Origin of the sequence: Kribbella sp. NPDC000426 (assembly GCF_040300265.1) — a bacterium.
GTDB lineage: Bacteria > Actinomycetota > Actinomycetes > Propionibacteriales > Kribbellaceae > Kribbella.
The window spans coordinates 550944-576623 of the sequence record NZ_JBEPDK010000006.1 but is presented as its reverse complement, the minus strand read 5'-3'; the positions used below and the strand labels follow the sequence as shown (position 1 = coordinate 576623).

The 25680-nt window shown below is 68.9% G+C and carries 26 protein-coding genes; 16 read left to right on the top strand and 10 right to left on the bottom strand.

The window, feature by feature from the left end; genetic code table 11:
- The first annotated feature begins 49 nt into the window (after positions 1-49).
- From ABT313_RS31440 to ABT313_RS31415, 6 genes are all read left to right on the top strand, one after another.
- Complete coding sequence (locus ABT313_RS31440) at positions 50-961, top strand: ParA family protein (RefSeq protein ID WP_502884042.1); 912 nt, start codon at positions 50-52, stop codon at positions 959-961.
- On the top strand, positions 946-1335 hold the full coding sequence (locus ABT313_RS31435; RefSeq protein ID WP_350861269.1) for a hypothetical protein: 390 nt from the start codon (positions 946-948) through the stop codon (positions 1333-1335). Before ABT313_RS31440 ends, ABT313_RS31435 begins: the two co-directional genes overlap by 16 nt.
- Before the next feature lie 2 nt (positions 1336-1337).
- Entirely contained in the window at positions 1338-2303 is a 966-nt protein-coding gene (locus ABT313_RS31430; RefSeq protein WP_350861267.1) for a segregation and condensation protein A, read from the top strand.
- Positions 2300-4540, top strand: a complete 2241-nt coding sequence (gene scpB / locus ABT313_RS31425) for an SMC-Scp complex subunit ScpB (RefSeq protein ID WP_350861265.1) — start codon at positions 2300-2302, stop codon at positions 4538-4540. Before ABT313_RS31430 ends, scpB begins: the two co-directional genes overlap by 4 nt.
- Entirely contained in the window at positions 4530-5264 is a 735-nt protein-coding gene (locus ABT313_RS31420; protein WP_350861264.1) for a pseudouridine synthase, read from the top strand. Before scpB ends, ABT313_RS31420 begins: the two co-directional genes overlap by 11 nt.
- 243 nt (positions 5265-5507) lie before the next feature.
- The gene (locus tag ABT313_RS31415; protein WP_350861262.1) at positions 5508-5843 is read left to right on the top strand and encodes a hypothetical protein; all 336 of its coding nucleotides are present in this window, start codon (positions 5508-5510) and stop codon (positions 5841-5843) included.
- On the opposite strand, the gene ABT313_RS31410 is transcribed toward ABT313_RS31415, so the two are convergent.
- On the bottom strand, positions 5840-7486 hold the full coding sequence (locus tag ABT313_RS31410; RefSeq protein ID WP_350861260.1) for an APC family permease: 1647 nt from the start codon (positions 7484-7486) through the stop codon (positions 5840-5842). The genes ABT313_RS31415 and ABT313_RS31410 overlap by 4 nt on opposite strands.
- Before the next feature lie 240 nt (positions 7487-7726).
- Here ABT313_RS31410 and ABT313_RS31405 point away from each other — a divergent pair, with 240 nt between their 5' ends.
- The 3 genes from ABT313_RS31405 to ABT313_RS31395 are packed head-to-tail and all read left to right on the top strand — an operon-like array spanning position 7727 to position 10823.
- Complete coding sequence (locus ABT313_RS31405; protein ID WP_350861258.1) at positions 7727-8779, top strand: sugar ABC transporter substrate-binding protein; 1053 nt, start codon at positions 7727-7729, stop codon at positions 8777-8779.
- Positions 8776-9549, top strand: coding sequence for an ATP-binding cassette domain-containing protein (locus ABT313_RS31400; protein ID WP_350861256.1), 774 nt, complete (start codon positions 8776-8778; stop codon positions 9547-9549). Before ABT313_RS31405 ends, ABT313_RS31400 begins: the two co-directional genes overlap by 4 nt.
- A complete protein-coding gene (locus tag ABT313_RS31395) occupies positions 9546-10823 on the top strand; it encodes a sugar ABC transporter permease (RefSeq protein ID WP_350861254.1) in 1278 nt (425 codons plus the stop codon). Before ABT313_RS31400 ends, ABT313_RS31395 begins: the two co-directional genes overlap by 4 nt.
- Here the strand turns inward: ABT313_RS31395 and ABT313_RS31390 are convergent.
- From ABT313_RS31390 to ABT313_RS31365, 6 genes are all read right to left on the bottom strand, one after another.
- Positions 10820-11170 (bottom strand): LytR/AlgR family response regulator transcription factor, encoded by a 351-nt coding sequence (locus ABT313_RS31390; protein ID WP_350861252.1) that lies wholly within the window; start codon positions 11168-11170, stop codon positions 10820-10822. The genes ABT313_RS31395 and ABT313_RS31390 overlap by 4 nt on opposite strands.
- A 49-nt stretch (positions 11171-11219) precedes the next feature.
- The gene (locus ABT313_RS31385; RefSeq protein ID WP_350861250.1) at positions 11220-12638 is read right to left on the bottom strand and encodes a sensor histidine kinase; all 1419 of its coding nucleotides are present in this window, start codon (positions 12636-12638) and stop codon (positions 11220-11222) included.
- Entirely contained in the window at positions 12635-13288 is a 654-nt protein-coding gene (locus ABT313_RS31380; RefSeq protein WP_350861248.1) for a response regulator transcription factor, read from the bottom strand. The genes ABT313_RS31385 and ABT313_RS31380 overlap by 4 nt, the downstream gene beginning before the upstream one ends.
- 79 nt (positions 13289-13367) lie before the next feature.
- Positions 13368-14282 carry a hypothetical protein gene (locus tag ABT313_RS31375; RefSeq protein ID WP_350861247.1) on the bottom strand — a complete coding sequence of 305 codons (915 nt, stop codon included), beginning with the start codon at positions 14280-14282 and terminating at the stop codon, positions 13368-13370.
- Positions 14283-14287: 5 nt separating this feature from the next.
- Positions 14288-15214 carry a hypothetical protein gene (locus tag ABT313_RS31370; RefSeq protein WP_350861245.1) on the bottom strand — a complete coding sequence of 309 codons (927 nt, stop codon included), beginning with the start codon at positions 15212-15214 and terminating at the stop codon, positions 14288-14290.
- Between the two features lie 3 nt (positions 15215-15217).
- On the bottom strand, positions 15218-16150 hold the full coding sequence (locus tag ABT313_RS31365; RefSeq protein ID WP_350861243.1) for a hypothetical protein: 933 nt from the start codon (positions 16148-16150) through the stop codon (positions 15218-15220).
- A 144-nt stretch (positions 16151-16294) separates the two neighbouring features.
- On the opposite strand from ABT313_RS31365, the gene pafA reads away from it, so the two are divergent.
- The 3 genes from pafA (at position 16295) to ABT313_RS31350 (ending at position 20113) form a co-directional block, all read left to right on the top strand.
- Entirely contained in the window at positions 16295-17656 is a 1362-nt protein-coding gene (gene pafA / locus ABT313_RS31360) for a Pup--protein ligase (protein WP_130439232.1), read from the top strand.
- A 52-nt stretch (positions 17657-17708) separates the two neighbouring features.
- Positions 17709-18998, top strand: coding sequence for a GNAT family N-acetyltransferase (locus ABT313_RS31355; protein WP_350861241.1), 1290 nt, complete (start codon positions 17709-17711; stop codon positions 18996-18998).
- Between the two features lie 143 nt (positions 18999-19141).
- A complete protein-coding gene (locus tag ABT313_RS31350; protein WP_350861239.1) occupies positions 19142-20113 on the top strand; it encodes an FKBP-type peptidyl-prolyl cis-trans isomerase in 972 nt (323 codons plus the stop codon).
- Positions 20114-20147: 34 nt separating this feature from the next.
- Here ABT313_RS31350 and ABT313_RS31345 read toward each other — a convergent pair whose 3' ends face one another.
- Positions 20148-20612, bottom strand: coding sequence for a hypothetical protein (locus ABT313_RS31345; protein WP_350861237.1), 465 nt, complete (start codon positions 20610-20612; stop codon positions 20148-20150).
- Positions 20613-20643: 31 nt separating this feature from the next.
- Complete coding sequence (locus tag ABT313_RS31340; protein WP_350861235.1) at positions 20644-21744, bottom strand: DUF3866 family protein; 1101 nt, start codon at positions 21742-21744, stop codon at positions 20644-20646.
- Between the two features lie 109 nt (positions 21745-21853).
- On the opposite strand from ABT313_RS31340, the gene ABT313_RS31335 reads away from it, so the two are divergent.
- Both ABT313_RS31335 and ABT313_RS31330 read left to right on the top strand, forming a co-directional pair.
- On the top strand, positions 21854-22810 hold the full coding sequence (locus ABT313_RS31335) for a helix-turn-helix transcriptional regulator (protein WP_350861233.1): 957 nt from the start codon (positions 21854-21856) through the stop codon (positions 22808-22810).
- Positions 22807-23778, top strand: coding sequence for a helix-turn-helix transcriptional regulator (locus ABT313_RS31330; protein WP_130439220.1), 972 nt, complete (start codon positions 22807-22809; stop codon positions 23776-23778). The genes ABT313_RS31335 and ABT313_RS31330 overlap by 4 nt, the downstream gene beginning before the upstream one ends.
- Here ABT313_RS31330 and ABT313_RS31325 read toward each other — a convergent pair.
- Positions 23775-24965: a winged helix DNA-binding domain-containing protein gene (locus tag ABT313_RS31325; protein WP_350861231.1), complete on the bottom strand. Its 1191-nt coding sequence runs from the start codon at positions 24963-24965 to the stop codon at positions 23775-23777. The two genes, ABT313_RS31330 and ABT313_RS31325, sit on opposite strands and share 4 nt — an antisense overlap.
- Before the next feature lie 164 nt (positions 24966-25129).
- Between ABT313_RS31325 and ABT313_RS31320 the strand changes: the two genes are divergently transcribed.
- Both ABT313_RS31320 and ABT313_RS31315 read left to right on the top strand, forming a co-directional pair.
- Positions 25130-25321, top strand: a complete 192-nt coding sequence (locus tag ABT313_RS31320) for a hypothetical protein (RefSeq protein WP_350861229.1) — start codon at positions 25130-25132, stop codon at positions 25319-25321.
- Positions 25322-25378: 57 nt separating this feature from the next.
- Positions 25379-25669 carry a twin-arginine translocase TatA/TatE family subunit gene (locus ABT313_RS31315; protein WP_130439214.1) on the top strand — a complete coding sequence of 97 codons (291 nt, stop codon included), beginning with the start codon at positions 25379-25381 and terminating at the stop codon, positions 25667-25669.
- Positions 25670-25680: the final 11 nt, after the last annotated feature.

The following is a 25680-nucleotide window of genomic DNA, read 5'->3' as shown; positions in this document are numbered from 1 at the left end:
ACCCCGCCCGGTGACGACGCCCCGGGCGCTGCCCGACAACTATGCGGAGATGCCGAAGCCGACGGCCAAGCTCACCGCGGAGGACCTTGCACCCGTGAACGACCCGAACGGCCCGCGTCACAAGATCGGGCCGACCGGCCGGCCGCTGCCGGACCTGCCGGTGCCGCTGCCACCCGCCAAGACCGGCCCGGCGCAGGTGATCGCGATGTGCAACCAGAAGGGCGGCGTCGGTAAGACGACGACCACGATCAACCTCGGCGCGGCGATCGCCGAGACCGGTCGCAAGGTGCTGCTGATCGACTTCGACCCGCAGGGGTCCGCCTCGATCGGCCTCGGTGTCCAGCCGCACGACCTCGAGCTGTCGGTCTACAACCTGCTCATGCAGCGCGACATCACGCCCGACGAGGTGATCCAGCCGACCCGGGTGGAGAACCTCGACCTGCTGCCGGCCAACATCGACCTGTCCGCGGCCGAGGTGCAGCTGGTCCAGGAGGTCGCCCGCGAGTACACGCTGCAGCGGGTGCTGGACCCGATCATCCCGCTGTACGACGTGATCCTGATCGACTGCGCCCCGTCGCTCGGTCTGCTCACGGTCAACGCGCTGACCGCGTCGAACGGCATCGTCGTACCGCTGGAGTGCGAGTTCTTCGCGCTCCGCGGCCTGGCCATGCTGACCGACACGATCGCCAAGGTGCAGGACCGGCTGAACCCGAAGCTCGAGATCGTCGGGATCCTCGGCACCATGTTCGACGGGCGGACGACGCACGCCCGGGAGGTCCTCGACCGGGTGGTCCAGGCCTTCGACGAACGCGTCTTCCACACCGTCATCCGGCGTACCGTCAAGTTCCCCGAGACCACGGTCGTCGGCGAACCGATCACGACGTACGCCCCGTCCTCTAGCGCGGCCACGCAGTACCGCGACCTTGCCAAGGAGGTGCTGGCGCGTTGTCCCGCCGGGTGAGCCTGCCAGGTGCCAGTGAACTCTTCGGGGGTGCGGCACCGAAGCAGACCAGACCCGAGAAGCGCACCACCACTGACGGACCGTCCACTGTGCGGTCCCGTACGACGGTCGTCGACGACCGGAAGTCGAGTGGTCGGATCCGCCACGACACGAAGATCACCGTGTACGTGACGGAGGAGGAGCTGCTCGGCTTGGAACAGACCAGACTTGCGCTGCGCGCGGAACACGGCCTGACGGCCGACCGCGGCCGGATCGTCCGCGAGGCGATCGACGTACTGCTGGCCGACTTCGTCGACCACGGGCCGGACTCGGTGCTGGTACGGCGGTTGCGCGCGTCCGAGGACCGGGCCGCGGAGCTCAAGGGCACGGAGTGACCGTGTCCTCGGACTCGTTACCGCTGGACCTGTCCGACGGTGAGCCTGCTGTTGCCGAGGGCAAGGGGTTCAGCGTTCACCTGGTGAACTTCGAGGGGCCGTTCGACCTGCTCCTGCAGCTGATCTCGAAGCACAAGCTGGACATCACCGAGATCGCACTCTCGGTGATCACCGACGACTTCATCGCCCACATCAAGGCGCTGGGGTCGGAGTGGGACCTCGACCAGACGTCGGAGTTCCTGCTGATCGCGGCGACGCTGCTGGACCTGAAGGCGGCGCGGCTGCTGCCGAAGGGCGAGGTCGAGGACGACGAGGACCTCGCGCTGCTCGAGGCGCGGGACCTGCTGTTCGCGCGGCTGCTGCAGTACCGGGCGTTCAAGCAGATCGCGGCGCTCGTGCAGGAGCGGATGGCGGTCGAGTCGCGGCGGTTCCCGCGGGCGGTCGGCGTTGAGCCGCGGTTCGCGGAGTTGCTGCCCGAGGTACTGCTGGGGCTCGATCCGGCCGGGTTGGCGGCGCTCGCGGCCCGGGCGATGGCGCCCAAGAACGACGTACCTGAAGGGGTTTCGCTCGCCCACCTGCACGCGCCGGCGGTCACGGTGCGCGAACAGGCGATCGTGATCGTGGACCGGTTGCGGCGGCAGCGCAGTACGACGTTCCGCGCGCTGGTGTCCGATTCGCCGGACACGGTGACGACCGTGTGCCGGTTCCTGGCGTTGCTGGAGCTGTTCCGTGAGGCCGCGGTGTCGTTCGACCAGGTGACGCCGCTGGGTGAGCTGACGATCCGGTGGACGGGTACGGACGAGGGCGAGATCGACGTCAGCGACGAGTTCGACGAAGAAGCCAAACCCGCCGACGAGTCCGGCGAGGCCCCGGTAGTTGCCGACGACACCGACTTCCTGGAGCCCGGCGCCAGCGCCACCGACGAATCCGACCTACCCCCCGCCCCAGACGAGACGGCAAACCAGTGACCAACGACCCCACCCCTCCCCGCGACCCGGACGCGGAAGCAAGCACGCTCGCCCAGCAGCCAACGGACGAGTCCACCGAGAACCCAGTGGACCCCGTGGACGAGCCCGCTGGTGCCCAGTCCGTGTCGCAGGACGCCGTCGAGGTCGGGGAAGATCCTGCACCCGAATCGGTCGAAAATGCTCCCCAACCCCCCGAGGCGCTAGACGCCGAGGAGGAGTCGGCTGAGGCTGCGGACGCTGACGGGGTTGGGGAGGATTTTGCACCCGAATCGGTCGAAGATGCTCCCCAACCCCCCGAGGCAACGAGCGCCCAGGTCGGGCCTGCTGGGGCTGAGGATGCGGACGCGGACGCTGACGCGAACAGTGCCGGCGACGCGGACGACGCGGACGGGGCGAGCGACGCGGGCGACGCCGACGGTGCTGGCGACGCCGACGGTGCGGACGGGGCCGACGGTGCGGACGGGGCCGACGGTGCGGACGGGGCGAGCGGCGTACGGGGGGAGGATGAGGACCATCTGCCGCCGGGGCAGACTGAGGTGCCGGTGGGTGATGAGGTTGTTGTTGATGACGACACCATGCGGCGGGCGCTCGAGGCGATTCTGATGGTGACGGACGAGCCGTTGCCGGTGCTCACGTTGGCGCGGGCGGTCGGACGGCCGACGGGTGATGTCGCGGATGCGCTGGCGGCGCTGGCCGAGGAGTACACCGACCAAGGGCGTGGGTTCGACCTGCGCGAGGTCGGCGGCGGCTGGCGGTACTACACGCGAGCCGAGGCAGCGCCGTACGTCGAACGCTTCGTACTGGACGGCCAGCAAGCACGTCTCACACAGGCCGCGCTGGAGACTCTCTCGGTGGTCGCATACAAGCAACCGGTCAGCCGAGCGCGCGTGTCCGCCATCCGTGGGGTGAACGTCGACGGCGTCATGCGCACCCTGGTAGCCCGAGGCCTGGTCGAGGAAGCCGGCGCCGACACAGAGTCCCAAGCCACCCTGTACCGCACGACCACATACTTCCTGGAACGCATGGGCATGCAGTCCCTCGACGACCTCCCGGAACTCGCCCCGTACCTCCCCGACATGGACGACATCGAGGAGGAACTAGCCGCCCAAACCCTCCCACCCACCCCCACCTCCGAAGAACCAACAGACTCCACCGAGGCGACGGCACCGGCCGCTCCCGCTGCAGACGCCGAAGACGCTGCCTCCGCGGAGAATACGAACAACGCCGCCGAGCCCGAGCCCGCGGAGGCCGGCGAGTACGCCGCGAGCGACGAATCTCCAGTCTCCGTAGAGGATCCGGACGCCGCCGCCGAGCTCGAGCTTGCGGAGGCCGGGGTGTACGCCGCGGGCGACGAACTTGCAGTCTCCGCGGAGGATGCGGGCGCCGCCGCCGGGGCCGAGCCCGCGGAGGCCGGGGTGTACGCCGCGGGCGACGAACCTGCAGTCTCCACGGAGGATGCGGAGTACGCCGACGAGGCTGAGGGCACGGCCGCCGGGGAGTTCGCCGCGGGCGACGAAACTGCAGTCTCCGCAGGGGACGCGGAGGACGTCGAACTGGAGTCGACCGAGTCGGACGAGGCGGCGGATTACCTGGATGACCGCGAGCCTGCGGAGTCCGGCGGAGATCGCGAGGACGCGGAGTACCCCGTGTCTGCGGAGACCGCCGACGAGGCTGAGTACGCCGGCTCTGCGGATGACACCGACGAGCCCGGGACCCCTGCGGAGGACTCGTCGTTCGAGTCCGCGGATGCCGGGGAGCACGCCGGCGGCGAGGAAGCTGCGGGATCCGCTGGTGAGGCGGAGGACGCGGCAGACGATGCCGAGGAGCACGTCGGGGATGCGGAAACCGATGCGCACGTAGGGATGACGGAGTACCCGGCGTCGGTCGAGCGCCCGGAGTCGGTGGCAGACGCCGCGACGTCCGAGGACGGCGAGCAGGCGGAGGACGGCGAGGACCACGAGAATGTGGAAGACCGCCGGGACGGCGAGCACGCCGAAGACCGTGGGGACGCGGAAGAGCGTCAGGGCGCGGAAGACTCGGGAGACGCGGAAGGCGGGGACGCCGAGGACCGCGACCGCGAGGACCGCGAGGACCGCGACCGCGGGGACCGCGAAGACCGCGACCGCGGGGACCGCGAAGACCGCGAGGGCGGCATGGGCGGCGAGGACCGCGACGGTGTGGGAGAGCGGCAGGGTGGGGTTGTGAGGTTTGGGGAAGGTGTGCGGGATGGGGGATGAGGGCGGGGTTCGGCTGCAGAAGGTTTTGGCTCGGGCGGGGGTGGCTTCGCGGCGGAATGCGGAGTTGTTGATCGAGGAGGGGCGGGTCGAGGTCGACGGGCGGGTGGTGACGGAGTTCGGGGTACGGGTGGATCCGGAGTCCGCGGTCATCCGGGTCGACGGGGAGCGGATCCCGCCGGTGAGTGCGAACGTCTACCTCGTGTTCAACAAACCACGCGGCGTCGTCAGCACGATGTCCGACCCGCAAGGGCGGCCGTGCATCACCGACTACGTACAGGATCGGCCCGAGCGGCTGTTCCACATCGGCCGGCTCGACACCGATACCGAGGGGCTCCTGCTGCTCACCAACCACGGTGAGTTCGCGCATCGGCTCGCGCATCCGTCGTACGAGGTGTCCAAGACGTACGTCGCCGAGGTCGACGGCAACGTCAAACCCGGAGTACTGCGGACGCTGCTCGACGGCATCGAACTCGACGACGGCCCGGCCCGCGCGGACACGGTCAAGATCGTCTCCACCGTCCCCGGCCGCACCCTCGTCGAGATGAGCCTGCACGAGGGCCGCAACCGCATCGTCCGCCGCATGTTCGACGCGGTCGGCCACCCGGTCAAGCGCCTCACCCGCACCGCCATCGGCCCGGTACGCCGCGGCAACCTCCACACCGGCGAGCTCCGCGACCTCAACCCGAAAGAACTAGGCCAACTCCTCGACCTCGTCGAACTGTAGGTCCCACCGCCCTGGGCAATCTCAGGGGTCGACCCCTCAGATGGTGGGTTCGCCCCTCGCATGCAGCGAGATAACCCACAACCCGAGGGGTCAACCCCTCGAATCGGGCGCCGCGGCGGTGGCCGCCCGCCGTGGCGACCTCCGTACCGGCGAGCTCCGCGGCGTCGACCAGACAGGACTGGGTCAACTCCTCGACCTCATCGACCTCCAGCCCCAGACTGTTCCCGACGAGGGGAGACAGTCGTGTGGGCAGTCATCGGGGTGTGGGACATCGATCCGGAGCTGATCGACGGGCTTCGTGACCAGGTGCCGCTGATGGCGGCGAGCAAGATCGCCTTGCCGGGGTTCGTCCACGGGACCTGGACGCAGGACGGCCACATGATCCAGGTGTACGAGGACGAGGCGAGCGCGCGCAGCTATCACCAGGCGATGCTCGATCAGGGCGCAGTCGACCGCCCGGGCATTCGCAGTGTCGTCTGGCACGTCTCTGAGGTCGGTGCGGAGTCCGACGCCACCGGCTGGACCGCCCGTGACGGCGAACGCCACGATCCCTCGGATCAGCCGGTGGCGACCCACTAGCCCAGGTTGGCTTCTTCGGGGACGACGACCTGGTCGACCATTTGCTGGATGCGCTCGGCCGGTAGTGCGACTGCCATTGCCCAGAAGTAGATGATCAGGCTGAAGACCGCGACCGCGAGCATGTCCCACCAGAGTGGGAACCAGGGGTGCTTCAGTGGGCCGAAGTCGCTCAGGTAGACGATCAGTCCCATGCCGACCAGGTACGCCGGCAGCCACTGCGCGGCCCGTAGGTCGAGCTGCGGCATGATCGGGTTGAGTTTGAAGACCCGGTTGGCGATCAGGATCACGTAGCCGAGCAGGATCGCCACGCCCAGCTTCCAGTCGGTCATCCACCCGGACCACAGGATGAGCAGGTTCGCGACCACGAACGCCGCCGGCGACAGCCAGGTTGCCCCAGGCAACCGGTACGGGCGGTGCGCGGACGGCAGCCGTCGACGGAACACCCCGAGCGACAACGGCGCACCGGCGTACATCAAGACGCTCGCGCTCGTGATCAGGCCGACCAGTGAGCGCCAGCTCGGGAACGGCAGGAAGCAGATGCACCCGATGATGAACGCGGTGATCAGCCCGACCCACGGTACGCCGCGCCGGTTGGTCCGCTCGAACACCGACGGGACGTACCCGTTCCGGCTCAGCCCGTACGAGACCCGCGAGCTGCCGGTGATGTAGATCAGCCCTGTGCCACCAGGCGAAACCACCGCGTCGATGTACAGGATCGTTGCCAGCCACCCCATACTCAGCAGCGTCGCGACCTGTGCGAACGGCCCGGTCATCGTGGTGAACGCCGCGTGCGCCCAGGTCCCCTGGATCTGGTCGGACGGCAGCGCCGCGATGAACACAACCTGCAGCAGGATGTAGATGACCGCGCCGATCACGATCGACCCGATCACCGCGCGCGGGATGTCGCGCCGCGGGTTGGTGCTCTCACCGGCGAGCTGGTCGGCCTGCTCGAAGCCGAGCAGCGCGAAGATGATGCCGCTGGTCGACACCGCGGACAGGATGCCCTTGGCGCCGTAGGGGTTGAAGCCGTCCGCGGCGGTGAAGTTGCTGCCGTGGAACTGGACCACGGCGAGCGCGAAGATCGTCAGCAGCGGGATGCCGACCTTCCACCAGGTCGCGATGCTGTTGGTGCGCGCGAGCAGCCGGATGCTGAGGAAGTTGATCGCGGTGACCGCGGCCATCAGGAGGACGGCGACGACGATCCCCGACCCCGTCAGGACGTGCTGCCCGTTGACAGTCTTGAGCCACCCATAAGCGAACGAGTAGTGCTGGCCGTAGGTGATCATCGCCAGTACTTCGATCGGCGCCACGGTGGCCGCCTGCAACCAGGAGAACCAGCCGAACGACGCACCAGCTGCGCCGCCGAATGCGTAGTGCGGGAAGCGCGCCGTACCGCCGGAGACCGGGTACATGCCGCCGAGCTCAGCGTGCACGAGCGCCAGGATCAGGATCGCCGCACCGCCGATGACCCAGGAGATGATCGCCGCGGGGCCGGCGGTGGACAGGGCACCTTGGGCGCCGAACAACCAGCCGGAGCCGATGATCGATCCTTCGGAGGCCCAGATCAGGCCGACGAAGCCGATGTCACGCTTCAGGCCCGGCCGGCTCTGCCGAGCGGAAGGTACTGCTGCAGATGTGGCCATACCCAGAACCATGGCCCGCTCCGGTCCGCCGGGTCAGTAAGGCTGTCCGCCGTCCCGGCCCCCTGCCAGCCGGTATCCGCCGTACCAACTGACCGGGCAGCGGAGTTGGGTGCCTGCTGCGACGACGGGACGCGGCGCCGATCGCATGCTGGGCAGGAGAGAACCTGCGGCGATCACGAAGGACGCGAGATGCGAACACCACCGAGAGCTGTCGCACTGGCCGGACTCACGCTAACACTGATGGCGGGTCTGGTTGCCTGCGGCAATAACAACAATAATTCGTCCGGGAGCAGCAGTACGCCGCCGCCGAACACCAAGGTCGGGGTGCTGCTTCCCGACACCGCATCGTCGCCCCGCTGGGTCTCGGCCGACCCGAACGAGCTGCGCAAGCAGTGTGCGGACAACAAGCTCACCTGCTACATCGACAACGCGAACAACAGCGCGACGACGATGGAGTCCCAGGCCCAGGCGCTGATCAACCAGGGCGTCGGCGTCCTGCTGGTGACGAACCTCGACTCGGGGTCCGGCAAGGCGATCGAGTCGCTGGCCAAGCAGCACAACGTGGTGACGATCGACTACGACCGTCTGACCACGGGCGGTACGGCGGAGTACTACGTGTCCTACGACAACGTGAAGGTCGGCGAGGACCAGGGTACGGCGCTGACCGCGTGCCCGCAGGTCGCCGGCAAGAGCGCCGTCGGGTACGTCGACATCGACGGCGCGCCGACCGACAACAACGCCACGTTGTTTGCCCAGGGCTACAACTCGGTGCTGTCGAAGAAGGCCGGCTGGACCAAGCTCGCCGAGCAGACCGGCAACTGGGACCCGGCCACCGCGCAGACCGTGTTCACCACGATGCTGGGCCAGCACCCGAACCTGAACGCGGTGATGGTTGCCAACGACACCATGGCCCAATCGGTCATCAACGTGCTGAAGTCGCAAGGTCTGGCCGGCAAGGTCGCGGTGTCCGGACAGGATGCCACCGCCGGCGGTCTGGACAACGTGATGGCAGGTACCCAATGCTTCACGATCTACAAGCCGGTCGCCGGTGAGGCCGATGTGGCGATCAAGCTCGCGGGCCAGATCCTGTCCGGCCAGAAGCCGACCGCCCCGGCGACGGTCAAGGACCCGACCGACGGTCGCGAGGTCCCGTCGTACCTGGCCGACCCGACGGTGATCACCAAGAAGAACGTGGCGCTGCCGGTGACGGACGGCTACGAGACCGCGGCGTCGGTGTGCCCGACTCCCGCGCTGGTGAAGCTCTGCGGCGAGAACGGTATCCCCAACCCGTGAAAACACTCGAACTACGAGACGTCGGCAAGTCGTTCGGTCCGGTCGTGGCGCTGTCGGGAGTCGACTTCAGCGCCGAGGCCGGCGACGTGACCGCCCTGGTCGGGGACAACGGGGCGGGCAAGTCGACGCTGGTCAAGTGCATCGGCGGCATCCACCGCATCGACAGCGGTGAGATCCTCGTCGACGGTACGCCGCAGCAGCTGCACGAGCCGCGGGACGCGGCCCGGCTGGGCATCGAGATCGTCCACCAGGACCTGGCCCTGGCCGACAACCTCGATGTCGTCGGCAACATGTTCCTGGGCCGCGAACGGGTCGGCCGGCTGCACACGCTCGACGAGAACACGATGGAGCAGCTGGCCTCGCAAACCCTTGCCTCGTTGGGGGTCCGGACGGTCAGGTCGGTCCGGCAACGGGTCGCGAGCCTGTCCGGCGGCCAGCGGCAGACCGTCGCGATCGCGAAGTCCGTGCTCTGGAGCTCGAAGATCGTCATCCTCGACGAGCCGACCGCGGCCCTCGGCGTCGCCCAGACCGAGCAGGTGCTGGAGCTGGTACGGCGGCTGGCCGATCGCGGCGTCGCCGTCGTACTGGTCTCGCACAACATGAACGACGTCATGCAGGTCGCCGACTCGATCGCGGTCCTGTTCCTGGGCCGGATGGCCACGCAGGTACGACGTAAGGACGTCAGCCAGACGCAGGTCGTCGAGCTGATCACCAGCGGCCGGTCCGGGGACCTCGGGCTGCCGGCCGAGTCGAGGGGAGCGACCCAGTGAACGTGCACGCCGAACCGGTGGTCGCCGACGAGAAACCCCAGCACAAACGCGTCCAGGGGCCGCTGAACGGCTACGTCCGCGACTACTTCGCCAGACTGCGTGGCGGTGAACTCGGATCGGCTCCGGCGATCGTCGGCCTGGTCGTGATCACCGCGTTCTTCGCGATCGTGCACCAGGGCTTCCTGAGTGCCTACAACCTCGAGGCGCTGGTGATCCAGGCCGCTCCGATCATCGTGATGGCGATGGGGCTGGTCTTCGTTCTGCTGCTCGGGGAGATCGACCTCTCCGCGGGGACGACCGGCGGGCTGTGTTCCGCGATCATGGCGGTGCTGTTGTTGCGGCACGGGCAGCCGTGGTGGATCGGCGTACTCGCGGGTCTCGCGGTCGGGCTGGTCATCGGGTTCGTGATGGGGTGGTTGCGGGCGCGGGCCGGCATTCCGTCGTTCGTGATCACCCTGGCGACGTTCCTGGCCTTCCAAGGGCTGACGCTGATCCTGATCGGCGGTCAGGGCTCGGTGATCCTTCCGACCGGTTCGCCGCTGATCTCGTTGGAGAACAGCTTCGTCCCGATCTGGCTGGGCTGGACCCTGCTGGGGATCTTCGTCCTCGGGTACGCCGCGATCAAGCTGGTTGATGCGCGCGGACGCCGCCAGAGCGGTCTCCCCGCGACACCGGTCGTCGTGATCGTGGCGAAGGTGATCGTGGTCGCGTTGCTGGGCAGCGCTTTCACGTACGAGATGGGCATCAACCGCAACCTGATCACCAACGCGTTCTTCAGCAACAAGGCCCAGGGCGAGCCGTGGGCCGTCGTACTGCTGGTGCTGCTGTTCGTGGTCTGGCACTTCACCCTGAGCCGCACCCGCTACGGCAGGCACGTGTACGCCGTTGGCGGCAACGAGGAGGCTGCTCGTCGCGCCGGTGTCGTGGTGTCGCGGATCCGGATCTCCGTGTTCGTGATCTGCTCCGGCATGGCGGCCGTATCGGGCGTCGTCGCGGCGTCGCTTCTGCAATCGGTGCAGTCGAACGCAGGCGCCGGAAACACCCTGCTGCTCGCAGTCGGTGCAGCCGTCATCGGCGGTACGTCGTTGTTCGGCGGGCGCGGGCGGATGATCGATGCCGTTCTCGGCGGCCTGGTCGTTGCCGTCATCATCAACGGTATGAGTGACCTGATCCAGGGCTCGAACTCGTCGGGCTACGAATGGGTGGTCACGGGCGCAGTCCTCTTGCTGGCTGCGGGATTCGACGCCGTCGTACGCCGCGGCCGTTCCTCCTAGACCCGGTCCAGCAACCTCTGGATCGCGGCGGCCGACAGGCTCGTCTTGGGCACGAAGCCGATCGCAGGGCTCGCGGCAATCAGGTCCGCGTAGTCCTGCTCGGCATGTGTGGAGATCAGGATCATCGGCGGCGAGCCGGCGGACCGCAGCTGTACGACGAGGTCGAAGCCGCTCTCGCCGCCGAGGTCGATGTCGACCAGTACGACGTCCGGGCGCAGGTCGTCGACCAGCTCACCGGCCTCGGCGGCCGACGTCGCCGTACCGACGACTGTGACGCCTTCGCGCACCAGCAGGCCGCGCGCCGCATCGAGGAAGTGCCGGCTGTCGTCGACGATCAGGCACCGCATGGATCAAGCATCGCAGGCACGCAACCTGGTGGCATTCCTGCTGCCTGTACTACGACGTGACGGGCAGCGCGACCGAGAGCGTAGTTCCTGCTCCTGTTGGGCTTTCGACCACCAGCGTGCCGCCGAGAGCCTGGACGCGGTCGTCGAGCCCGATCAGTCCGGAGCCGTTCGCGGGGTCCGCGCCGCCGCGACCGTCGTCGCGGACAACGAGTACCAGTCGATCGTTCGTGAGGTCGGCATCGATCAGTACGACGGACGCGTCGGCGTGCTTCGCGGCATTCGTGAGCGCTTCGGACACGACGTAGTACGTGGCTGCTTCGATGGGCGCCGGGAGCCTGGTGGTGAAGCCGACGGTGACTTCGGCCGGGACCTTGGAGCGGCGGGCGAGCATCCGCAGCGCCGGGCCGATACCGCCCTCGGACAGGATCGCCGGATGGATGCCGCGGGCAATCTCTCGCAGTTCGTCCAGCGTCGACGACAGTCCGTCGGCGACGTTGTCGAGCTCGGCCAACGGGGCGCCGGCCTGGATCGCCCGGACGTCGAGGGTCAGCGAGACGAGTCGTTGCTGGATCCCGTCGTGCAGATCGCGCTCGATCTGCCGCCGGGTCTCGTCCGCCGACCGCACGATCCGGGCCCGGGACGCGGCGACGTCGGCGCTGGCCGCACCGAGCGAGGTCGCCATCGAGTTGAACGTGCGTTCCAGCGTGCCGATCTCGCCGACCCCTGTCTCCGGCACGCGTACGCCGAGATCGCCCGCGGCCAGCTGGTTCGCCATCTCCGCCGTGACCCGCACCGGCCGGACGATCGCCCGCGTGAGGTAGATCGTGAAGCCCAGGATGAGTACGACGGAACCGGCCAGCCCGACCGTCGCGGCAACCACCGCCTGGTTGGTCACCGAGTCCGAGTGCCGCTGCTCGGCCACCGACAACTGCTGCTCCGAAGCGATCAGCTGGTCGAGCACCGAGCGGATGTGGGCGACCCGCTGCGCACCTTCCGCGGTAGCCGCCTCGGTGCGGGCAGCGTCCGGGTCGAGCCGCGCGGCCTCGATCTCCGGCATCGAGTAGTCCTGCAGGTACGACGTGACGCTCCGGCTCAGCTCCTGCGCCCGGGCGAGCTCATCGGGGCTGCCGGCAACCAACTGCTGCAGGGCGGCGGTCTGCGCAGGCAACTGCTCCTGTGCTGTCTGCCACGGCTGCAGGAACTTCTCCTGACCGGTGATGACGAAGTCGCGCTGACCGGAGGCGAGGTCGGCCACCAGTCGTTCCACCTGATGAGCACTGGTCAGTACGGCGGCGGTGTGGCGGGCCTGGTGCTCGGACGCACGCAGTCCCTGCACCGAGATCAGCAGCACCACGAACCCGGAGCCGACCAGCACCATCAACAGCCCGCTCGCGACCAGTACCCGACGGGCCACCCCGCCGATCACCCGCCCGGTCCCGCCGCGGCTGGTCCCCCCGTGGCTGGTCACGTCGCCGGGCGCCGGACACCGTCCAGATAGGTCAGGACGGCCAGAACGCGGCGATGGTCGTCGTCGGTCTCGGGCAGGTCGAGCTTGGTCAGGATGCTGCGGACGTGCTTCTCCACAGTCCCTTCGGCGACCCACAGCCGCCGCGCGACACCGGCGTTCGAACGGCCCTCTGCCACCAGGGACAGGACCTCACGCTCTCGCTCGGTGAGCGCTGCCAGCGGGTCGTGCCGGCGCCGGGTGTCGACCAGCTCCCGGACCACTGCGGGGTCGACCACCGAGCCGCCGCGGGCGACCCGCCGCAGACTGTCGAGGAACTCGTCGACGTCCGTCACCCGGCTCTTGAGCAGGTAGCCGACCCCCTGCCCCGCAGCCATCAGCTGAAGCGCGTGATCGACCTCCACGTGCGCAGACAGCAGCAGTACGGCGGTCTCCGGGTGCTCCCGGCGGATGATGTCGGCCGCGTCGAGGCCCTCCGTCGAGAGCCCCGGTGGCATCCGGATATCGACGATGACGAGCTCCGGCCGCTCACGTCGTACCAGGTCGAGGAGCTGTTCGGCGTTACCCGCAGTACCGAGGACAGCGAAGCCGGAGCGCTCCAGCAGACTGGCCAGCCCTTCGCGCAGCAGCACGTCGTCGTCTGCGACAGCCACTCGGGTGGGGGTCACGTCTTGCCTTTCGATCGTCTGGTGAGTTCCAGTGTGGCACCGGAAACTCACCAGACAATCGGCCTCACTCGCCGGACAGCTGGTCGTAGTCCTGGGTGTCGTCGTAGTACCGCGAGTAGGCGACCTCACCGAACGTGCGCGGCACCTTGCCCAAGCCCTTGATCACGGTCGCGGTCCCGTTGGCGTGCCCGATCGTGTAGAGGTACGGCGCTCCGGTCTCCTTGTCGACGCCGAGCAGCATCGTGCCGGTGCCGCACTTGGAGGCGACGAGCGCCTCGAAGCCCTGCCAGGTGGTCCGCCGTACGACCTTCACCACCGGCTTGCCGGAGACCGGGATCCGGATCGTGTAGAGCGCTCCGGCGAACGTGTTGGCGAGGAACGTGTCGTAGGTGGCGGTCTGGCTGATCAGCGTCATCGTCTTGACCGCGCTGTACCCGGCGTACGTCGCCTTGTGCGTGAAGGCCGTGCCGTTGACGCTCCAGCGCGAGATGGTGTCGCCGATCAGGGCGTACGCGCTGTTCCGGACGAGCTTGCTGCCGACGTTGTAGCGGGAGTTCTCGATGTACCGGGCAGCGCTCCAGCCGCCGCCGACCGGGGTCCGCGTCACCGAGCCCGGATCGACCTCGCCGCCGAAGCCCTTCACGTCGTACGTCAGCAGGTTGAGCGTGGAGTCCAGTACGACGTACTGACGCCGGCTGACTCCGGTCTGGTCTGCGTTGACCTGCAGACCGAGCCCGCCGGCTACCTTGATCGCGTCGTCCGGCAGGAGGTCCTTGCCGCCCCAGGTGCTCGCGCTGGCGCTCGGCGGGACGGTCCCGTAGAGGCCTCGCAGGATGAGGTCTCCACCGCTCGTCGTCGAGCCGAGAGCCAACTGGCAGAACGGCGGCGGCGCCGTCGTACTCGCACCGGCCGGTGCGGCCTGGACCAGCGCCCCGGCAGCCATCACTACCCCCAGCAGCCCAGCTGCACGTTTCTTCATCTTGCTCACTCCCCGTAGAGAAGGTCGTCGGCCTCAGAGCTGCCGGCGAAGTATCGGAAGTACGTCTTGTCCTCGGGCGCGACGAGCTGGTTGCCCACCCTGCCCAGTCCGTTGATGACCGTCGCGGCTCCGTTGGCGTGGCTGACGGCGTACAGGTAGGCGGTACGCGTGTCCTTGTCGATGCCCAGCAGCAGAGTGCTCTGCTTGCCGCACCGCTCGGCGATGAGCGTGTCGAAGGCCTGCCAGGTCGACGTACGCACCTTCTTGACCACCGGAGCGCCGCTCAGCGGGATCCGGATCGTGTAGAGCGCGCCGCCCCGGGTGTTGGCCAGGAAGCTGTCGTACGTCGCGGTCTGGCTGATCAGCGTCATCGTCTTCACCGCCGAGAACCCGCCGTACGTCGCTTTGTTGCGCCAGGCCGATCCCTCCACGGTCCAGCGCGTGATCACGTCGTCCCGCAGGGCGTAGGTGTGCGTGCGCGGGCCGTTGACCGTGAAGAAGGTGGACTGGTCCAGGTACGTCTGGTGGATCCACCCGCCACCCACCTTGGACTTCACGTACGACGTCGGGTCCAGCTCGCCCGTCGTGTTGTCGATGGCGTAGCTGAACCGGTAGAGGTCGGTCCCGATCGTCGCGTACCCGCGGCTGACCATGGCCGACGGCGGATCCGGCTCCCACCCCAGCGAGCTCGCCAGGCGCACCTGGTCCACCGGGAACAGCCCCTTCGGCCGGACGACCGGCGTACCGGCGGTCACGGGTGACGTCGCAGTGATCGTCTGGAACTTGTGGTCACCCTGCACCGTCACCGCGCCCAGTGTGAGCTTGCAGGCCGCACTGGCCCGGGCAGGCCCGGCCTGAGCCGGCCCGGGCACCAGCGCGGCCGCTGCCATCGCCGCGCCGAGCACACCGGCAGCAATCCGAAGTCTTGTCACAGATCACGCTCCAGTCAGGACGGTGCCGGCGTTGTAGTAGCGGAAGTACGAGTCGGTGGCGGGGAAGGTCGTCGGGACCTTGCCGAGGCCCTTGATGACGGTGGCGGTGCCGTTGGCGTGGCCGACGGCGTACAGGTAGCCGGTGCCCGTGTCCTTGTCGATACCGAGCAGGAGGGTGCCGTAGTTGCCGCACTTCTCGGCGATCAGGGTCTCGAAGCCCTGCCAGGTCGACGTGCGCACCTTGGTCACCACCGGCTTCCCGGAGCCCGTCGGCACCTTGACGGTGTAGAGCGCGCCGCCGTTCGTGGTGGCCAGGAACGTGTCGTACGTGCTGCCCTGGCCGATCAGCGCCATCGTCTTGACCGCCTTGAAGCCGCCGAACGTCGTGTAGTACTTCCAGCCGCTCGGAGTGACCGTCCAGCGAGCGATCAGGCCGTCGGTGAACTGATTGATCAACGAGTAGACGTTCGACCGCTCGATGCCGCCGGGAGCGGCGTGGCTGAACTCGACGTACTTGTGCAGCTCGTCCCAGCCGCCGCCGACCAGGGTCTGCTTCAGCGTCCCCGGCACGATCGCCGTACCGGTGCCGTCGGTCATGTAGCTGGTGCCGTACATCCGCACTCCGTCGACCGCCAGACCGGTCCGTTCCTCACCGGCCGGTACGACGAGCTCTGTGCGGACCGCCGTCGGCAGGTGCGCCTGGCCGGCCGTATAGATGCCCTTCGGCCCGAGCTGACGGGCGCCGGCCGACGGGGTGGCAGTGATGGTCTGCTGGGTGTGGTCGCCACCCGGTGTGATCGAGCCCAGCCGCAGTGAGCAGGCGGCGGACTGGCTGGTCGCAGTGGCCGGAGCTGCTCCGGCAGGTGCGCTGACAAGGGTGCCCGCGGCGAGCACTCCGGAAGCGATCGCGCCGAGCGCTCGCCTGTTCTTGGTCATCTGGAAGTCCTTCCTCGCGACATGCTTGATGCGGGCGGACAGCTGATTGTTGCGGCCTCGCAGGTGCATCAAAGGGATAACGCCCGACGACGGCGCGCCTGAGATCTGGCCCGCTTGTCGGAACCGCGCCGTAGTGTGGGTGATGTGAACCGGCGAATCTTCGGTCTGGAGAACGAGTACGGCGTGACCTGTACGTTCCGCGGGCAGCGGCGACTGACCCCGGACGAGGTGGCGCGGTACCTGTTTCGGCGGGTCGTGTCCTGGGGGCGGAGCAGCAACGTCTTCCTCCGCAACGGGGCGCGGCTCTACCTCGACGTGGGCTCCCACCCGGAGTACGCGACGGGTGAGTGCGACTCGGTCACCGACCTGATCGCACACGACAAGGCCGGGGAGCGCATCCTCGAAGGTCTGTTGGTGGACGCGCAGAAGCGGCTGCACGACGAGGGCATCTTCGGCGACGTCTACCTGTTCAAGAACAACACCGACTCGGCCGGCAACAGCTACGGCTGCCACGAGAACTACCTGGTCAGCCGGCACGGCGACTTCGCCAAGCTGGCCGACGTGCTGATCCCGTTCCTGGTCACCCGGCAGCTGATCTGCGGCGCCGGCAAGGTGCTGCAGACCCCCCGCGGCGCGGTGTACTCCGTGTCGCAGCGGGCCGAGCACATCTGGGAAGGGGTCTCCAGCGCGACCACCCGGTCCCGGCCGATCATCAACACCCGGGACGAGCCGCACGCGGACGCCGAGCGGTTCCGCCGGCTGCACGTGATCGTCGGCGACTCGAACATGTCCGAGACCACCATGCTGCTCAAGGTGGCCAGCACCGACCTGGTGCTGCGGATGATCGAGGCCGGCATCGTGATGCGCGACCTGACCCTGGACAACCCGATCCGGGCGATCCGCGAGATCAGCCACGACATGACCGGTCGCCGCGAGGTCCGGCTGGCGAACGGTCGCGAGGCGTCGGCGCTGGACATCCAGACGGAGTACCTGACCAAGGCGCGCGACTTCGTCGACCGCCGCGAGCTCGGGACGCCGGCGGTGGAGCGGGCGCTGTCGCTGTGGGAGCGGACGCTGAAGGCGATCGAGTCCGGCGACATGTCCGGGATCGAGCGCGAGATCGACTGGGTGATCAAGTACCGGCTGATCGAGCGCTACCGGGCGCAGAACAACCTCGGTCTGGCCAGCCCGCGGGTGGCGCAGCTCGACCTGGCGTACCACGACATCCACCGGCCGCGCGGGCTGTACTACCTGCTCGAGCGCAAGGGCGCGGTCACCCGGGTCGTCGACGACCTGCGGGTGTTCGAGGCCAAGTCGGTGCCGCCGCAGACCACGCGGGCCCGGCTGCGCGGCGAGTTCATCAAGCGAGCCCAGGAGCGCCGCCGCGACTTCACCGTCGACTGGGTCCACCTCAAGCTCAACGACCAGGCCCAGCGCACCGTCCTGTGCAAGGACCCGTTCAAGTCCCACGACGAGCGGGTCGAGAAGCTCATCGCGAGCATGTAGTCGCCGACTAAATCCAATGCAGGACTCTTGTGGCCGGACCTAGAACGGTCGTATGACCATCGAGGTTCGGCCACCTGTCAGTCCTTCAGAATCCTTGGAGTACCTGCGCGTCCTGCCGTACGTGAACGGGTTTCCGCAGGAGGAGCCCGAGCCGTCGGCCTGGTACGCCGGAACAGCCGCCTGGCCGCCGCAGGTCCCGCCGACCGCGGCCGACCTCGACCGGTACGCCGAGGAACTGCAGGCGGACTGGTTCCGCCCGCAGGCAGCGTTCGTGGACGGCAAGATCGCAGGCGGTTCGGCGATCGTGTCGGTCCAGGTCACCGTCCCGGGCGGGCGGCAACTGGCGCTCGGCGGCGTGACCTCGACCGCGGTGTTGCCGACGTACCGCAGGCGTGGGCTGCTGCGGAAGATCATGTCCGCCATGCTGGCGGACTGCCGCGAGCGTGGTGAGTTCCTGGCCGGGCTCAGCGCCAGCGAGGGCACGATCTACGGCCGGTACGGGTTCTCGCCGGCGACGTTCCAGCACCGCTGGGAGGTACGGCGTACCGACGTTGCCTTCCGGTCCGAGTTCTCTGACTCGGGTGCGCTCGAGTTGGTGGACGGCGTGGTGGCGGGCGAGGTGTGGCCGGTGCTGCATGAACAGGCGCGAGCCCAGCGCGTCGGTGAGATCAGTCCGTTGCCGGGTAAGTGGGACGGGCTGTCAGCCGGTGCTTTGCCGGCGGACGGGTCCGGTCCGGCGCACCACCTGGTGCATCGCGACGCTGCGGGTGCGGTGGACGGTGCTGCAATCTTCCGGTTGCCATGGTCGCCGGACCCGGCACAGGCCGGCGTGCTGCAGGTTGAGGCGTTCGAGGCGCTGACATCCGACGCGTACCGGGCGCTGTGGGGGTTGCTGCTCGACTTCGACCTCACCAAGCGCGTGGTGGCTGCACGGCGACCAGTGGACGAGCCCCTGCGGTGGATGTTGACCAATCCGCGCGCGCTGAAGCTCACCCGGACCCGGGACAACCTGTGGCTACGCATCCTCGACGTACAAGGCGCTCTGGAGGCACGGACGTACGCCGCGACCGATTCGCTCGTACTGGACGTGTCCGACGACCTGTTCGGCTCTGGCCGCTGGCGCCTGGACGCAGCGCCCGCTGGGGCAGCCTGCACCGCGACGAACCAGACTGCAGACCTGTCCCTCGGCATCGCAGAGCTGGGATCGCTGTACCTCGGCGGAGTCCGCGCAAGTGAGCTGTCCCACGCCGGCCGCATCGACGAGCACACACCGGGCGCCATCTCCCGGCTCGACGCAGTACTGCGAACTGAGCGCGCACCGCACAACGCCGTCGGTTTCTGAGCGGCCGTGACTGTACGTGCTGTGACTCAACGGTGACGCGGCCAGCCGTCCACCCAGTTGAAGCCGCAAGCTAGGGTGGGCGGCGTTGTTGACCGGAGGCGAGCGGCGCACAGCGCGCCGGGATGGTTCGAGGTGCTGGTTTCGTGCGCAAGTTGTTGAGTCTGGTCGTGGTTGCGGCGCTGGGGTCGTCCCTGGTGGCGTGCGGCTCGGACAAGAAGGACGAGTTCGGGGCCGCCGGTGTCAAGGTGACGTCGGACTTCGGGCAGAAGCCGACCATCACCCATCGCGACGGTGAGCCGGACAAGACCCTGGTGACCGAGGTCCTCAAGGAGGGCGACGGTCCCGAGGTGAAGAAGGGCGAGCTGCTCACCGCGAACTACCTCGGCCAGATCTGGCGCGACGGCAAGGTCTTCGACAACTCCTACGACCGCGGCGCCCCGTCGTCGTTCCCGATCGGGGTCGGCGGCGTCATCGCCGGCTGGGACGAGGGTCTGGTCGGCAAGAAGATCGGCAGCCGCGTGATGCTGTCGATCCCGGCCGACAAGGGCTACAAGTCCGCCGGTAACGAGCAGGCCGGCATCAAGGGCGACGACACGCTGATCTTCGTCGTCGACCTGGTCGGCGAGGCCGCCAACGACACCCCGCTGAACGCCGACCCGGTCACCCCGTCGACGCCGACCAAGATCACCGTCAGCGGCCCGCTGAACGCCGAGCCGAAGGTGACTGTCGCGGCCGGCACCAAGCCGCCGGCGAAGCCCGGCAAGCCGGTCGTGTTCGCGCTCGGCAAGGGCAAGCCGATCGAGAAGGCCAGCCAGCTGATCGGCCGCTACGTCGTCTACGACTACACCGGCAAGAAGCAGGCCAGCACCTGGGACGGCCAGCCCGCCACCGCGCAGAGCCCGGCTCAGCCGGGCGCCCCGACCGACCAGCTCCAGGTCGGCCCGAGTGCGACCGGCCAGACCGGCGCGCTGGACGGCCTCGCCGGCATCCCGGTCGGCAGCCGCGTCCTGGTCGAGCTGCCGGCCTCGAAGGACCAGTCCGGCAAGACGGTCAACGCCTTCGCCGTCATCGACATCCTGAACGCCTTCCCGGCCCCGAAGCAGACGGGCCAGTAGTCAGCCAGAGCTCCGCACGAGCCGGCCGGTCTCCTTACCTGGGGGACCGGCCTTTCGCGTTGAACCAGCGGGCGGTGTCACGGTGGAAGGTGAAGAACAGCGCGCTGATCACCGCGGTGAGGTGCACGGCGCGGAGCGCGGCGATCGTGACGAAGCTGACGGACCAGTCGATCGTGGTGAAGTCGCCGTTGTCGATCAGCCAGCCGATCGGTTCGGTAACCAGCGAGACCACGCCGACCGTGCCGAGGACCCCGGCCAGTAGATAGCGCGACCAGCGCACACCGCGCCGGAAGTACCGGTCGATGATCACGAACAGCGCGCCGTAGATGACCGCGCGTACTGCGATCTGCCCGACGATCGACGACGTCGAGACGTCGTCAGCCAGCGCGAGCCCCACCTGGACCACGGTCTCCACGACCCCGGCGGCCACCGCCAGCAACCACGACATCGTCGCCGACCGGGCGGTCAGCGGCGGTTCAACCCGGCTAATCGTTCTCATGCTCCCAGCGTGGCCGCGAAGGCCCGCGGGATCAGGAGTACTGCGTCCCCACTCCGGGTGGAGGTACATCCACCAGACCGGCCGCGTGCCGGCCTGCCGCGGCCGCGGCCTCGAAGTACGCGCGGTCCTCGTCGAGCCCGCGGCCCATCGTGGACAGCTTGACCGGCGCTGCCTCCATCGCCTCGTACAACCCGTCCACGCCGACCCGCACGACCCGGTGCCGCGCCTTCAACGGCTCAGCCGCATCCCGTACGGCGTCGCCGAAGTCACCTGCCAGATCCGGTACGACGACATCCGCCGGCTGGAGCGCCACGCGGCCGTATGCGGTGAGGCTGTGGTGTGAGATGCCACGGTGGCGTGGACGCGGGTCAGCCTCGGAGATCCGCAGCGATGCGACAGCCCGGCCGCCCAGTGTGCCGACTGCGTTGACCGCCTCACCGGACTGCACACCGGAGAAGCCCCAGCGCGTGCCAGTGCCCAGATTGCCCGGTCCCTGGGTGATGACGACCACCTCCGCCGCCAGGACCTGCACAGCGGTCAACAGACCGGTGTGGACGGTGACGGCCTCCCGGTCCCCGCCGTACGCCTGGCCGACGGTCACCGTCCCGCTGAGCCAGCCGGCGTCCCGCAGCGTCGCCACGTTCCGCGAGAACGCCAGCGGGAGCGCACCGCCGTCCGTCATGACGTAGACGACCCGAGTGGTCGGCCTGGCCTCGTAGACACCTGCCAGCACGGCAGGCAGCGCAGAGTGCAGGTCCGCCACAACAACCGGCGTACCGAAGAGGTCGTCTGCGTCCCGCAGTACGTCGTGGTCGGGGGAGTCCTGCTCGTCCGCACCCAGCACCATCGCCTGCATCGGCGTGTAGCGGGCTTTCACCAGGTGGCCGCGCTCAGGCGGGTCTTCCGGCAGCCGGTCCGGTACGGCGACCACCAGCGCGTAGCCGCCCGTGCCCAGGCCGCGGTCCAGCGCGCTGACGTTGAGCAGCACGCGGTCGCCGGCCACCGGCGTACCGACCAGGTCCGGGTAGGCCAGGGCGCGCACTGTCTGCGCACCGACCGTCACCGTCAGCTCAACTGCGCCGGCCCAGCTCCGGCCGACCTGCGCCACCACACCGTCCCGCCAGCGAATCACGGAGCGACCATAGCGTGTCCCCCGTGTGTCCCCAGCGCGTCGAAGGTGTGTTCGAAGTTTCGGTGCGGAAAGGCGGGTTTTGGACGCCCGGAGGCCGTAAGGTGGTCGGGTGTCGGCGCGGAAGAGTGAGCGACTGCTCAATGTGGTCATCTGCCTGCTGGTCGCGCGCACCTACGTGACGAAGGAACGCATCCGCGAGGTCGTCGAGGGGTACGCCGGCCAGACCGACGACGCGTTCGAGAAGATGTTCGAGCGGGACAAGGACGAGCTGCGCGACCTCGGCATCCCGATCGAGATGGGCACGATCGACAAGTTCTTCTCCGACGAGGTCGGCTACCGGATCCGGCGCGACGTCTTCGAGCTCCCCGAGGTCCACCTGGAGCCGGACGAGGCCGCCGTGCTCGGTGTGGCCGCGCGGGTGTGGCAGCACGCCGGCTTGTCCGAGGCGACCACCTCGGCGGTGCTGAAGCTGAAGGCAGCCGGCATCCAGACCGACCAGTCCGCGCTGAGCGCGATCGAGCCGCACGTCGGCGCGTCGGAGCCGGCCTTCGACCCGCTCTGGTCCGCTGTGGTGGCGCGGCAGGTAGTCCGGTTCCAGCACGTCCGGAGTGGTGCGTCGGAGCCGACGACGAGGACGCTGGAGCCCTGGGGCATCGTCTCTTGGCACGGCCGGTGGTACGTCGTGGGTCGCGACCGCGACCGTCAGGCCACCCGCATGTTCCGGCTGTCGCGGATCGGCGGCAACGTGAAGACCGTGGGGGAGCCGGGTGCGTTCACCGTGCCCGAGGGGACCGACCTGCGCTCGCTGGTGACCGAGCTCGCGCCACCGCGTCCGACGTCCGAGGCGAAGGTGCGGGCGCGGACCGGTTCGTGTGTGAGCCTGCGTCGCCGCGCGAACGCCATCGAGGAGTACGAAGAAGGCTGGGACCTGCTCCACGTCCCGTACGCCGACTCGTCCGTCCTGGCCGAGGAGATCGCGTCGTACGGCCCGGATGCGGTCGTCGAGGGGCCTGGGGACGTGCTGGACGGGGTCCTGTGGCGGCTGCGGACGGTGGCCGGGGCATGAGCAACGCGCGTGACCAGGTGCAGCGCCTGCTGGCACTGGTGCCGTACCTGCGGGAGAACGACGGCGCCCGCGTCGACGACGTCGCCAAGGAGTTCGGCGTACGGCCGAAGCAGATCATCGCGGACCTGAAGGTGCTGTGGTTCTGCGGGCTGCCCGGTGCGCAGATGGGCGATCTGATCGAGATCGACATCGAGGCGGCCGAGGGCGACGGCGTCATCCACATCAACAACGCGGACTACCTGGCGCGGCCGCTGCGACTGGCCGCGGCCGAGGCGTTGGCGCTGTTGACCGCGCTGCGCACGCTGCGCGAGGTGACCGCAGGGCCGGACCGGGACGCGGTCGACCGGGCCATCGCCAAGCTGGAGCGAGCGGCTGGAGAGGCTGCTGCGGCGAGTGAGGGTGCCGCGGCGCACGTTCACGTCGAGCCGGCCGCGCCGGAGATCGCCGAGACCGTCAACCGCGGGCTGGCCGGGAAGCGACGGCTCCACCTGACGTACGACGTACCGTCGCGCGACGAGACGACCGAGCGCGACGTGGACCCGATGCGGCTGGTCGTGTCCGAGGGCCGCACGTACCTCGAGGCCTGGTGCCGCCTGGCCGAGGACGTGCGCCTGTTCCGCCTGGACCGCATCGCCGCGGTCAAGCTCCTCGATCTGCCCAGCGAGCCCCCGCCGGAGGCCACGCCGCGCGACCTCTCGAACGGCATGTTCCAGCCCTCCGAGCAGGACCTGCTGGCAACGGTGAAGCTGGCCCCTCCAGCCCGCTGGGTCGCCGAGTACTACCCGAACGAGTCCGTCGAAGAAGGCCCCGACGACTCCCTGATCGTCAAACTCCGCGTCGCGGACACGGCCTGGCTCCAGCGCCTGGTCCTCCGCCTGGGCGGCGCCGCCACGGTCCTGGATCCCCCCGATCTCACCACCCAGATAGCGGCCACCGCCCGCGACGCCCTCTCGGCGTACGACGACTAACCCTGACTGAGCTTCTTCTCCAAGGGGGAGCGGAAGCGCGGGGTGACACGGACCCCGGCTAGCCAGGTGGTCCAACGGTCGGCTTCGGCGGCGACCAGGGCGGCGGTGTCGCGGCCGACGTCCTCGAGAAGTTCGTAGCGGACCTCGCCGGACTCGGGCTGGCCCCAGCCGCCGATGATGCGGCCGTCGGCCCAGATCGTCGGGCCGATGTTGCCGGTGTTGTCGAACAGCCTGGACTTGTGCGGACCGAGGAACCAGTCACGCTCCTTCCAGCCCATCGGCGTCGGGTCCAGACCCGGGAGGAACGCGACCCACGGCTCGACCGGCACTTCAGGCGCCTCGTCGCCGGGCAGCACGTAGCCCACCTGACCATCCAGATCCACAGCGACCGCCTCGACTGCAGCCAGCGCCTTCTTCGTCTGTCCGCCCGTCCAGCCGGCCCACCACTGCAGGTCGGCCGCCGTGCCCGGGCCGAACGACGACAACCACGCCCGCGCGAGCATGACCCGCGCCTCCTCGGCCACTGGCCGGTCACCGAGCCCGCCCGGCAGCCAGTCGGCAGAAGGCGACCACTGGTGCTGGCCGCTCAGCCACGTCCCCAGCGGCCGTCCACGCACGATCCGGCCCTCGGCGGACAGCTGGAACAACACGCGGCTCGTCACATACGGCTGAGCGGCGTACGTCTTCCCGGCAGCCATGCTGAGCCTGGTCCGCAGCCGCGGCTCGTCCTGCGACAGCTCCTGTGCCGTCGCAGACCCACGCAGGGCCAGCGCGGTCGCGGTCGACTCCTCGACGGCGGCAAGCCAGCGGCCGCACGCCTCGGCGCCCTCTGCGACGCCCGCCTCGTTCAGGTGCTTGACCAGCAGCTTCCGCTGCTTGACCGCGATGTCATCCGTGCACGCTGCCTGCACAACAGGCGCGAACGGCGTCGGTACGACGAACACCGTACGGCGCATGCCGAGCATGCGGATCAGCGAGCGATCGTCGTACAGCGCACGCTCCGTGCCCGCAACGTCACTCCCTGGCACCCGCGCAGCCACGCTCAAGTGGACCGTGGCCGGATCGGTGGCATGCAGCGCCACCATCGACGCGGCCGCCTCGACCGGGTCGGCCGCCTGGCAACCCGCCCCGAGCCGATGTCTCCGCGCGAGCCGCGTCCGCCGCTCATCGACGCCGATCCGCGCCATCCCTGCTCCCTTGCCGGCCCGTTCCCGAGCCGTTGTCGTACCAGCTGTCCCGCGCTGTCACACCCCGGGGACACTCGGTTTTACCATCACGTTCCGACACCGTTGTCCGTCGAGACGCCCCGGCGGACGTGGGCGATCGCCGGGAACCGGCTAGGCTCCTTCCTATGTACTGGTTCCTGCTCTTCCTCGCGGTGGTGGCGGTGTGGACACTCGTCCTTGCCCTGCTCGCGAAGAAGCTGTGGGGCCAGGCCAAGGCACTGACGCGTGAGTTGGTCGCCGCCCAGTCCAAGCTGGACGGTGCGCAGTCCACCACCGGGTCTGGACAGACCCGCGAGGAAGCGCACGCTCCGGCGTAGTATTCGGCCACGAACTCAGGCTCGAGCTTCGAGTTGATGTTGGAAAGGGAGATCGACATGGCACCGCTCCTCGGTATGCCCCAAGGCGCAGAGTGGCTCGTCATCCTCGCGATCGTCGTGCTGCTGTTCGGATCGGCGAAGCTGCCGGCCCTGGTCAAGCAGCTCGGCAAGTCGAAGAAGATCTGGGAGGAGGAGGTCGGCCCCAAGAAGAAGGACGGGGAACTGACCCAGGAGGCGTCGCAGCCTCCGGCGCAGCAGCCGGCCCCGCAGGCCCAGGCAGCGCAGCCGAACCAGGTGAACGGCCAGGCGCCGGGCGACGGCCTGCCGCCGACCCACACCGCCAACTGAGCCGAACGACG

Excerpts from the sequence above, each read along its gene's own strand:
- ABT313_RS31325 (WP_350861231.1), bottom strand. The coding sequence starts at position 24,965 with ATGGCGCGGATCGGCGTCGATGAGCGGCGGACGCGGCTCGCGCGGAGA.
- ABT313_RS31420 (WP_350861264.1), top strand. The coding sequence starts at position 4,530 with ATGGGGGATGAGGGCGGGGTTCGGCTGCAGAAGGTTTTGGCTCGGGCG.
- ABT313_RS31355 (WP_350861241.1), top strand. The coding sequence starts at position 17,709 with ATGACCATCGAGGTTCGGCCACCTGTCAGTCCTTCAGAATCCTTGGAG.
- ABT313_RS31410 (WP_350861260.1), bottom strand. The coding sequence starts at position 7,486 with ATGGCCACATCTGCAGCAGTACCTTCCGCTCGGCAGAGCCGGCCGGGC.
- ABT313_RS31390 (WP_350861252.1), bottom strand. The coding sequence starts at position 11,170 with ATGCGGTGCCTGATCGTCGACGACAGCCGGCACTTCCTCGATGCGGCG.
- ABT313_RS31365 (WP_350861243.1), bottom strand. The coding sequence starts at position 16,150 with ATGACCAAGAACAGGCGAGCGCTCGGCGCGATCGCTTCCGGAGTGCTC.
- ABT313_RS31345 (WP_350861237.1), bottom strand. The coding sequence starts at position 20,612 with ATGAGAACGATTAGCCGGGTTGAACCGCCGCTGACCGCCCGGTCGGCG.
- ABT313_RS31375 (WP_350861247.1), bottom strand. The coding sequence starts at position 14,282 with ATGAAGAAACGTGCAGCTGGGCTGCTGGGGGTAGTGATGGCTGCCGGG.
- ABT313_RS31405 (WP_350861258.1), top strand. The coding sequence starts at position 7,727 with ATGGCGGGTCTGGTTGCCTGCGGCAATAACAACAATAATTCGTCCGGG.
- ABT313_RS31330 (WP_130439220.1), top strand. The coding sequence starts at position 22,807 with ATGAGCAACGCGCGTGACCAGGTGCAGCGCCTGCTGGCACTGGTGCCG.
- ABT313_RS31315 (WP_130439214.1), top strand. The coding sequence starts at position 25,379 with ATGGCACCGCTCCTCGGTATGCCCCAAGGCGCAGAGTGGCTCGTCATC.
- ABT313_RS31440 (WP_502884042.1), top strand. The coding sequence starts at position 50 with ATGCCGAAGCCGACGGCCAAGCTCACCGCGGAGGACCTTGCACCCGTG.
- ABT313_RS31320 (WP_350861229.1), top strand. The coding sequence starts at position 25,130 with ATGTACTGGTTCCTGCTCTTCCTCGCGGTGGTGGCGGTGTGGACACTC.